Source organism: Brevundimonas sp., assembly GCF_035627055.1.
Classification (GTDB): domain Bacteria; phylum Pseudomonadota; class Alphaproteobacteria; order Caulobacterales; family Caulobacteraceae; genus Brevundimonas.
Genome location: NZ_DASPMM010000025.1, coordinates 132,136 through 141,301 on the forward strand (window position 1 = coordinate 132,136; position 9,166 = coordinate 141,301).

Genomic DNA, 9,166 nt, shown 5'->3' on the forward strand with positions numbered 1-9,166 from the left:
GCGCAGTTCCGAAGTCGTTAAGGGTCAATCATAGCGCAAGCGTTCCGCCAGCGCGGGCGGAAGCCATGGCTTCAGGGCGAGCGCGCCTTGCCCCAGATAGCGGCCGCTGATCGATTCCCGCCATGCTGCCTCGCGAGGCAGCGAAGTGAGCCCAGCAAGCAGGGCGAAGGCGAGGAGAATGAGCGCTGCCCGCGCTACGCCGAAGAGTGCCCCGAGGCCGCGGTCGAGCGCGCCAAGGCCTACCGCCTTGACCAATTTCGACAGCAAGAGTGCGGCGAGCGAGCTCAGGATGAGGGACAGGAAGAAAATGGCTACGAATGCAAGCAGCACGCGCAGCTCCGGCCGTACGACCGAGGACGGCACGTGTTCGGACAGCGGCCCCGCAAACAGGTTGGCTGCGAGGAAGGCGATGACGAAGCCGGCGAGCGAAACGACCTCCCGCACGATGCCGCGCCACAGACCCCACGCAATCGAGATGCCCAACACGCCGAGCACGGCGTAGTCGAGCCAGGTCATCCCGTGCGGGTAGCGACCGCCCCGGGCTGGAGCCCGAGCCCCTTCAGGCGCGAGGCCGCCTTTTCGGCGGCATCCCGCGTGGCGAAGGGCCCTGCGCGAACGCGTGTCAGGTTGCCCGGCGCGGCTTCGGTGTAGTACGGCACGTTCGCCGCCGCGAGGCGTGCGATTACGCCGTCCGGATTCGCGAAGGCGCCGACCGGCACGACGAATTCCCCTTTGGCGAGCGCCGGCTTGGCGGGTTCGGCCTTCTGCACGAGCGCCGGCTTCTCTTCAACGACTTTCGGCGGAGCGGCCTTGGGCTCGACGGCCCGCGGTTCAAGTGCCTTCACGGCGGGCTTGGTTCCCTTGGGCGAGAACGTGCTCTCGTCTTCACCGGGTATGCGCACGCTGACGGGCGGCACGTTCGTGCGCGGCTCCGGATCGAAAACCATCGGCAGCACGATGACCGCGAGCAGGACGAGCGCAACGGCTCCCACGAGCCTGCGCCGGCCACGCCGCTTCAGCGAATCGACGTCTTGTTGTTGTTCAGCCATTGCATCGCTTCTGCGACGGTGAGGAAGGATCCGAACACGACGATTTTATCATTCTCGCCCGCGATCTCACGGGCGTGGGCAAGCGCCTGGGCAGGCGAATCGAAGGCCTGTGCCGGATTTAGTGAACCGATTGCCCGGTGCGCCGCGACGAGATGGTCCGCGGAGGCGGCGCGCGGCCCGCGCAGAGAGCAGAACATCCAGCGGGTAACGCGACGGTCGAGAACGGAAAGCACGCCGCGCACATCCTTGTCGCGGAGCATGCCGCACACGGCAATCGTTTCGCTGGCGAAGCCGGACGCGTCCAGGTTGCGCGCGAGTTCGCCGGCCGCCTCGACGTTGTGGGCGACGTCGAGGATGATCTGCGGGCGGCCCGGCACCACCTGGAAGCGTCCAGGCAGCTCCACCTCGGCGAGCCCGCGCCGTACGTCCTGCATCGCGACCGGCAGTCGATCGTGCAACGCGTCGAGCGCGCAGAGCGCCGCCGATGCGTTCCGAAGCTGGATGGCGCCTCGCAGGGCGGGGTACGCCAATGCGGCGCGCCTGCCACCGGGTCCCCAATAGGCCCATTGCGACGGCTGCGCGGCATAACCGAAGTCGCGGCCGATCCGCAGCTGCCGCCCGGGCGCCGCGAGCAGCGTGGCGGGCGGGTGGGGCTCGGCGATGACCGCCGGCCGGCCGGCTCGGAAGATGCCGGCCTTTTCTTTCCCGATGTGCTCCCGCGTGGGACCGAGGTAATCGACGTGGTCGATGCCGATGCTCGTCACCACGGCGCAATCGGCATCGACCACATTGACCGCGTCGAGCCGACCGCCCAGGCCGACTTCGAGCACGGCGACATCCACGCGCTCGCGCGCAAGCAGCCATAGCGCGCCGAGCGTCCCGTACTCGAAGTAAGTCAACGGCACGTTGCCGCGCACCGCCTCGACCGCCCGGAATGCTTCGACGAGCGCGCCGTCGTCGGCTTCGCGCCGGCCGATGCGGAGGCGCTCGTTGTAGCGAAGAAGGTGGGGCGATCCGTAGAGGCCCGTGCGGTAGCCGGCGCACGCGAGCACCGATTCGAGCATCGCGGTTGTCGATCCCTTGCCGTTGGTGCCCGCGACCGTGATGACGGGGAAAGCCGGCGCGGCGTCGAGCCGCGAAAATACTTCCTGGACGCGCTCGAGGCCGAGCGCAATGGCCTGCGGGTGCTGCCGCTCGACGTAGGCGAGCCATTCTTCGAGCGTGTTCAACGCGGCCCCTGGGTCTCGAAAATGCGCCGCACGGTTTGCAGCGTATCCGCTTCGTTCGCCGTCTTGTCCGGCCGGTAGCGCTTCACGCGCGCGAAGCGCAGCGCCATGCCACCCGCATATTGCGGGCTCTTCTGGACATCGTTGAATGCAATTTCCACCACGAGCTCCGGGCGGATGTGCACGACGACGCCTTCGCGCCGGGTCTCCCGCGCCAGGAACTCCGCCGTCTGCCACTCGAGGAGCGCGTCGGTCAGGCCCTTGAACGTCTTGCCGAGCATGACAAAGCGGCCGCTGGCCTCGTCTCTCGCGCCAAGGTGGAGATTGGAAAGCCGGCCCTGCCGCCGCCCGTTGCCCCATTCCGCAGCGAGCACGACCAGGTCCAGCGTGTGCGAGCGCTTGACCTTCAGCCAGCTTCCACCGCGCCGACCCGCTTCGTAGATGGAATCCGGCGCCTTCGCCATGATGCCTTCGTGCCCATGCGCGAGCGACTCGTCATAGAAGGCGACCGCCTCATCGGCCGCTTCGATCCGGCGTGCGGGCGTGAGGTGCCCCGATGGGACGCAGCGTTCCAGCACGGTGCGGCGCTTGTCGAGGGGCGCGTCTACGAGCGGCTCGCCATCGGCGAGCATGCAATCGAAGAAGAACACCGATAACGGCAGCGCTTCGCGCGTGGGCGCGTCGTCGAGCCGGCGCCCGAAACGGCGCATGGTGGTCTGGAAGCTGTGCGGCGAGCCGTCCGGGCGGAGCGCAATCGCCTCGCCGTCGAGGATGAGCGTGCGCGACGGCGCCGCGCGGACCGCCTCGACCACCTCGGGAACCGCCGCCGTGACCTCCTTGAGGCTGCGCGTGAATACCTTCACCTCTTTGTCCGCCTTGTGGACCTGCACGCGGGCGCCGTCGAGTTTCCACTCCACCAGCGCCGTACCGAGCGTCGCGAGCGCCGCCTCGGCGTCCGCTGCCGGCTGGGCCAGCATGGGCAGGACCGGCCGCATCAGCGTCACGGTGAAGCGATCCAGGGCCACCGGCCCGGCTTCGGCCACGGCCCTCGCCACGGTCGCAACCCCTCCCGCGAACGTTGCAGCGCGGCGCAGCGCCGGGACCGGCAGGCCGGCCGCAGCCGCGACGGCCTCCAGCATGACGCCCTCGAGGGCGCCCTGGCGAAGCTCGCCGACGATGAGGCGCACCAGGAATTCCTGTTCCGCGGTGGTTGCCCGGGCGAACAGTGCCTTGAGGGCGGCTTCGCGTCGTAGCGAAACGCCCTTCCCGCTCATTGCCTTGAGCGCCGCAAGCGCGGAATCGAGGTCCAGGATCGTCAGCGATGGCTGCGTCGCGCCGCTCCCCCTGGCGGAGGCCAGGAGCGAGTAAGGCAATGCAAGCCGGCCTTGCGGCATTTCCCCGCTCAGGTACGCGATGGCGATTGCGAGCTCGGCTGCATCGAGGCGCTTCAGGAGGTCGGCGAGGAGCGCAATCTTTGCAAGGCGGCCGGGAACCGCTGCGACGCGCTCCGAGGCGCGGACCACTTCGGCAAGAAACGTCACGCCCTCAATTCAGACCACGGCCTCGGCGTGCAGTCCCTGGAGCATGGCGAGCAGCGTATGCAGCTTGTCGCGCAGCTGCCGCCGGTCGACGATCATGTCGATGGCCCCTTTCTCGAGCAGGAACTCGGCGCGCTGGAAGCCTTCGGGCAGCTTCTGGCGGACGGTCTGCTCGATGACGCGCGGACCGGCGAAGCCGATGAGCGCCCGCGGTTCCGCGATGACGATGTCACCGATCATCGCGAAGCTGGCCGATACGCCGCCCATCGTCGGATCCGCCAGCACCGATATGTAGGGCAGCTTGCGCTCGGCCAGGTCGGTGAGCGCCGCGGTGGTCTTCGCCATCTGCACCAGCGAAAGCAGGCCTTCCTGCATGCGCGCCCCGCCTGAGGAGGTGACGCATACGAACGGCAGCTTCTGCTCGATCGCAACCCGCACGCCGCGCACGAACCGCTCGCCGACCACCGATCCCATGGATCCGCCCATGAAATCGAACTCGAAGGCGGCGCAGACGACGCCGACGGACTTGATCGAGCCCTGCATGACCACCAGGGCGTCCGACTCCGCCGTCTGCTCCTGCGCCTCCGCGAGGCGCTCCGTGTAGCGGCGGGAGTCCCTGAACTTCAGCGTGTCGACGGGAAGGATTTCCGCGCCGATCTCGAAGCGGCCCTCCGGGTCGAGCAGCCCGTCGAGCCGCGGGCGGGCGCCCAGGCGCTCGTGGTGGCCGCACTTCGGGCATACGTTCAGGTTCTTCTCGAGGTCCGTGCTGTAGAGCACCGCGTCGCATGACGCGCACTTGGTCCACAAGCCCTCGGGAACCGACTTGCGGCCGGCGCCGCCCGTGCGCTGGATCTTCGGCGGCAGCAGTTTCTGGAGCCAGCTCATGGCCGGACTGCGGCGTCGAGCGCCTTGCGAATCGGCAGCAGGAACTCCTTCACGCGCGCCGCCGCCTTTTCCGGACCCGCCGACTCGATGACCTCGATGATGCGGCTGCCGATTACCACGGCGTCGGCGCTCTGCGCGATGCGGCAGGCCGACTCGGCGTCCCGGATCCCGAATCCGACGCCGATGGGCAGCTGCGTCACGGCGCGGATGCGTGGAATGCGGGCCGCGACATCGGAAAGGTCGATGTGGCCGGCGCCCGTAATGCCGCGCAGCGAGACGTAGTAAAGGTACCCGCTCCCGCAACGCGCCACGTCTCCAATGCGCTTGTCGGTCGACGTCGGGGCGAGAAGGAAGATCGGGTCGATGCCATTGCTCCGCGCGAGCGCCGCGAAAGCTTCGCATTCCTCGGGCGGATAGTCCACCACGATCACGCCGTCCACGCCCGCAGCCTTGGCCGCAGGAACGAATTTCTGCATGCCCATCGCCTCGAGGGGATTTGCGTAGCCCATGAGGACAACCGGCGTGTCGGCATCGGTCTTGCGGAATTCGCGCGCCATGCCCAGCACATCGCCCAGCCCGACGCCATGCCTGAGCGCGCGCTCGCCGGCACGCTGGACAACCGGGCCGTCCGCCATCGGATCCGAGAACGGCACGCCCAGCTCGATGATGTCCGCCCCCGCCTCCACCAGCGCCTTCATAAGCGGCACAGTGAGCGCCGGATGCGGATCGCCCGCCGTGATGTAGGGAATCAGCGCCTTGCGCTTCGCGCCGCGAAGGGCCTCGAAGCGGGCCTGGATGCGGGACATCCTAGAGCTCGATGCCCATTCGCTGGGCGACGGTGTGCATGTCCTTGTCGCCGCGTCCGGAGAGGTTGACGAGGAGCACCGCCGACTTGGGGAGCGTCGGGGCGATCTTCATCGCATGGGCGACCGCATGGGACGACTCGAGGGCCGGAATGATGCCTTCCTGCCGGCACAGCGCCTCGAAAGCCTGCAGCGCCTCCTCGTCCGTGACCGCGACGTATTCTGCTCGACCGTTGTCCTTCAGCCACGCGTGCTCGGGCCCGACGCCCGGGTAGTCGAGCCCCGCCGAAACCGAATGGGTCTCGATGATCTGTCCGTTCGCGTCCTGAAGCAGGTACGTGCGGTTGCCGTGCAGCACGCCCGGCTTCCCAGCGCACAGGGAGGCGGCGTGCCGGCCGGAAGCGAGGCCTTCGCCCGCCGCCTCGACGCCGATGAGGCGCGTCTTCTCGTATGGAATGTAGGGATGGAAAATTCCCATCGCGTTGGAGCCGCCGCCCACGCAGGCAATCACGGCGTCGGGCTGCCGGCCGGCTTGCTGCGGCATCTGCTCGAGGCATTCCTCGCCGATCACCGACTGGAAATCACGCACCATCATCGGGTAGGGATGGGGTCCCGCTACGGTGCCGATGATGTAGAAAGTATTGTCTACGTGCGTCACCCAGTCGCGCATCGCCTCGTTCAATGCGTCCTTGAGGGTCTTGGATCCCGAATCCACCGGCACCACCTTCGCGCCGAGCAGCTTCATGCGGTAGACGTTCTGCGCCTGGCGCTTGACGTCCTCGGAGCCCATGTAAACGACGCATTCCATGCCGTAGCGCGCGGCAACCGTCGCGCTCGCAACGCCGTGCATGCCGGCGCCGGTCTCGGCGATGATGCGCGGCTTCTTCATCCGCCGCGCGAGGAGCGCCTGCCCGATGGTGTTGTTCACCTTGTGGGCGCCGGTGTGGTTGAGGTCTTCGCGCTTGATGTAGATCTGCGCGCCGCCGCAGGCCTCGGAGAGGCGGCGCGCGTGGTAGACGGGGCTCGGCCGGCCCACGTAGTGCTTCAGCTCGTGGCGGAACTCGGCCTCGAACGCCGGATCCTTCCGGGCGCTTTCGTAAGCCGCGCGCAGTTCCTCCAGCGCATGGGTCAGCGTCTCCGCGACGAATATCCCGCCATACGGGCCGAAGTGGCCGCGCTCGTCCGGCAAGTCATACATCTTCATTCCTGACCTCCGCTATGAAGGCGGCCATCTTCGCTGCGTCCTTGATGCCTTTCTCCGACTCGACGCCGCTCGAGACGTCCACGCCCCAGGGCCGGACGCGGCGGATCGCTTCGCGCACGTTCAGCGGCGACAAACCTCCCGAGAGGACCAGAGGCCGCTCGCGCTCGGCCGGGGCAAGCGACCAGTCGAAGCGCTCGCCGACACCGCCGTACTCCGCTACGTGGCTGTCGAGAAGCCACGCCGAGGCGTGCGAGAAAGGGCGCAGATATTCTAGCAGTTCACTCTTTGATGCTCCCGCCCTCACCCGGCACGCTTTGACGTACGGAACGCCGAACTCCCGGCAGAACGCGGGCGACTCTTCGCCATGGAATTGCAGAAGCGACGGCTTCACGCGGCCGATGACCTGGGCCACCTGTGAGGCGTCGGGATTGACGAAGAGCGCGACGGTTTGAACGAATGGCGGCAGCGCATCGCGGATTTCCGCCGCGCGTTCGATACCGATGAATCGCGGGCTCGGCGGATAAAAGACCAGCCCGATCGCGTCGGCGCCCGCCTCCGCGGCGGCGCGTGCGTCGGCCGGGCGCGTGATCCCGCAGACCTTGATGCGGGTTCTCATGCCGCAATCTCGAGCGCTCGAGCCGCCCGCGCCGGCAAGTTCCAGCGCGGGTCGTAATGCACCTTCTCGAGATAGAGCCCTTCGGAAGCAAACGTCGGCGCGGCGCGCCCGCGGTCGCGCGACTCCAGGACCTCGCGCACCCAGCCAGGGGGGTGCTTGCCTTTGCCCACGTAGACGAGCGTGCCGACGATGTTGCGGACCATGTGATGCAGGAACGCATTCGCCCGGACGACGAAGTCGATCCGCTCGTCGCGTTGCTCGATGGTGAGCTCGTGCAGCATGCGAACGGGAGACCGTGCCTGGCATTCCGACGAGCGGAAGGCCGAAAAATCGCGCTCGCCGACCAGGTGCAGCGCCGCCTCGCGCATCGCATCGACGTCGAGCGGCGCATGGAACCAGCCGACATGCCGAGCCGCGAGCGCCGGACGCACGGCGCGGTTGAGCAGCACGTACCGGTATGTCCGGGACACCGCACTGTACCGGGCGTGGAAGTCCTCGGGCACGTGATGCGCCCACAGCACGGCGACGGACTCCGGAAGCGTCGCGTTGACGCCGCGGACCCATGCCGAGAGCGGGCGCGCGGCGACCGTATCGAGGTGCACGACCTGCTCGAGCGCGTGCACGCCCCGATCGGTACGCCCGGCGCAGGTGACGGCCAGCGCCTCCCCCGCGATGCCCGACAGCGCGGACTCGAGCGCATCCTGTACCGCGCCGCCGTCGGGCTGGGTCTGCCAGCCCAGGAAGCGGCTGCCGTCGTATTCGATGCCGAGCGCTAGTCTCATGAAAAGAAAAAGCCGCGGTGACCCGCGGCTTTCCGTGGGTGCGGGGCGCCTAACCGAGCTTGGCGAGCAACTGCTGCGCCTGGCCCTTCTGCGCCGCGTCTCCGTCCTTCATCACCTCGTTCAGGAGCTCGCGAGCGCCATCCTTGTCGCCCATTTCCTCGTATGCCTTGGCGAGATCGAGCTTGGTTGCGACTTCCTGCCATTTCGGATCGCCGCCGGACGCGGAAGCGTCGGAACCCAGATCGAGGCTGATCGAGGAAAGGTCCATGGAAGGGGCTTCGGCGGACTCCGCCGGCTTCGCCTCCCCGCCCATGTCGAGATTCAAGTCGAAATCGAGGCCGCCGCTCGGCTCGGCCGCAGCGGGCGCCGGCGCGGAAGGCGATGCGGACACCGGCTTCGTATCGCCGCCCAGGCCCAGATCGAAATCGAGGCCGCCGGACGACGAGTCCGCCGAAGTCTCTTCCTTGCCCATGATGAGGGTGCCTTCGGGCGTGAAGTCGCTCTTCGGCTCCTCGGCGGGCGCGGCGGCGGCAGCGCCGAGGTCGAAGTCCACGGAGCCCGAGGATTCCTCCTTCGGGGCGGCGTCGAGCGCGATGTCCGGCTGGGGTGCCTGCGTGGTGGCTCCACCGAGGTCGAAATCGAGCACCGGCGCGGCAGCACCCGCGGCGGCGACCGGCGCCGCGGCGGCGCCTGCGCCCGCATAGAGCCCGTTCTGCGGATCGATGCCGCGACCCAGTGCGGCTGCTTTTTCCCATTCGGGCCCGGCGCCGTTCGTAAGCCCCTTGAGCTTCAGCGCGGTCTGCTCGAACGACTTCGCGTCCTTGCGGTTCGCGTAGATCTCCAGAAGCTTCGCCTGCACAGGGATCCGGCTCGGATCCTTGGAAATCGCTTCCCTGAGGATTTCCTCGGCCTGGGCGTCGCGGCCGTACGCCATGTAGACGTCCGCCTCGGCGATCGGATCAACTTCCTCCGCTTCCATGCCGGCGGGCGCCTGGCTCACGGAAGCCTGGGACGACGCCGCGGCGGGCACGCCGAATACCGAAGCGGCCCCGCCAGCGGCAGC

Annotated in this window: 10 protein-coding genes; all 10 read right to left on the minus strand. The window is 68.2% G+C overall.

From position 1 onward, the window contains the following. Nucleotides 1-24: 24 nt before the first annotated feature. Complete coding sequence (locus VEA98_RS14500; protein WP_324815896.1) at nucleotides 25-516, minus strand: CvpA family protein; 492 nt, start codon at nucleotides 514-516, stop codon at nucleotides 25-27. Further along, nucleotides 513-1,049, minus strand: a complete 537-nt coding sequence (locus VEA98_RS14505; protein WP_324815899.1) for an SPOR domain-containing protein — start codon at nucleotides 1,047-1,049, stop codon at nucleotides 513-515. The genes VEA98_RS14500 and VEA98_RS14505 overlap by 4 nt, the downstream gene beginning before the upstream one ends. Next, the gene (gene folC, locus VEA98_RS14510; RefSeq protein ID WP_324815901.1) at nucleotides 1,016-2,278 is read right to left on the minus strand and encodes a bifunctional tetrahydrofolate synthase/dihydrofolate synthase; all 1,263 of its coding nucleotides are present in this window, start codon (nucleotides 2,276-2,278) and stop codon (nucleotides 1,016-1,018) included. Before folC ends, VEA98_RS14505 begins: the two co-directional genes overlap by 34 nt. Then, nucleotides 2,275-3,816, minus strand: coding sequence for an ATP-dependent DNA ligase (locus tag VEA98_RS14515; protein ID WP_324815904.1), 1,542 nt, complete (start codon nucleotides 3,814-3,816; stop codon nucleotides 2,275-2,277). Before VEA98_RS14515 ends, folC begins: the two co-directional genes overlap by 4 nt. Before the next feature lie 9 nt (nucleotides 3,817-3,825). Then, a complete protein-coding gene (gene accD / locus VEA98_RS14520; protein ID WP_324815907.1) occupies nucleotides 3,826-4,698 on the minus strand; it encodes an acetyl-CoA carboxylase, carboxyltransferase subunit beta in 873 nt (290 codons plus the stop codon). Further along, a complete protein-coding gene (gene trpA, locus VEA98_RS14525; RefSeq protein WP_324815911.1) occupies nucleotides 4,695-5,504 on the minus strand; it encodes a tryptophan synthase subunit alpha in 810 nt (269 codons plus the stop codon). Before trpA ends, accD begins: the two co-directional genes overlap by 4 nt. A gap of 1 nt (nucleotide 5,505) precedes the next feature. Then, entirely contained in the window at nucleotides 5,506-6,705 is a 1,200-nt protein-coding gene (gene trpB, locus VEA98_RS14530; RefSeq protein WP_324815913.1) for a tryptophan synthase subunit beta, read from the minus strand. Next, a complete protein-coding gene (locus VEA98_RS14535; protein WP_324815916.1) occupies nucleotides 6,692-7,321 on the minus strand; it encodes a phosphoribosylanthranilate isomerase in 630 nt (209 codons plus the stop codon). The genes trpB and VEA98_RS14535 overlap by 14 nt, the downstream gene beginning before the upstream one ends. Further along, nucleotides 7,318-8,103, minus strand: coding sequence for a tRNA pseudouridine(38-40) synthase TruA (truA, locus tag VEA98_RS14540; protein WP_324815919.1), 786 nt, complete (start codon nucleotides 8,101-8,103; stop codon nucleotides 7,318-7,320). The genes VEA98_RS14535 and truA overlap by 4 nt, the downstream gene beginning before the upstream one ends. Before the next feature lie 49 nt (nucleotides 8,104-8,152). After that, nucleotides 8,153-9,166, minus strand: a 1,014-nt coding sequence (locus VEA98_RS14545) for a FimV/HubP family polar landmark protein (protein WP_324815922.1), incomplete at its 5' end; no start/stop codon positions are given.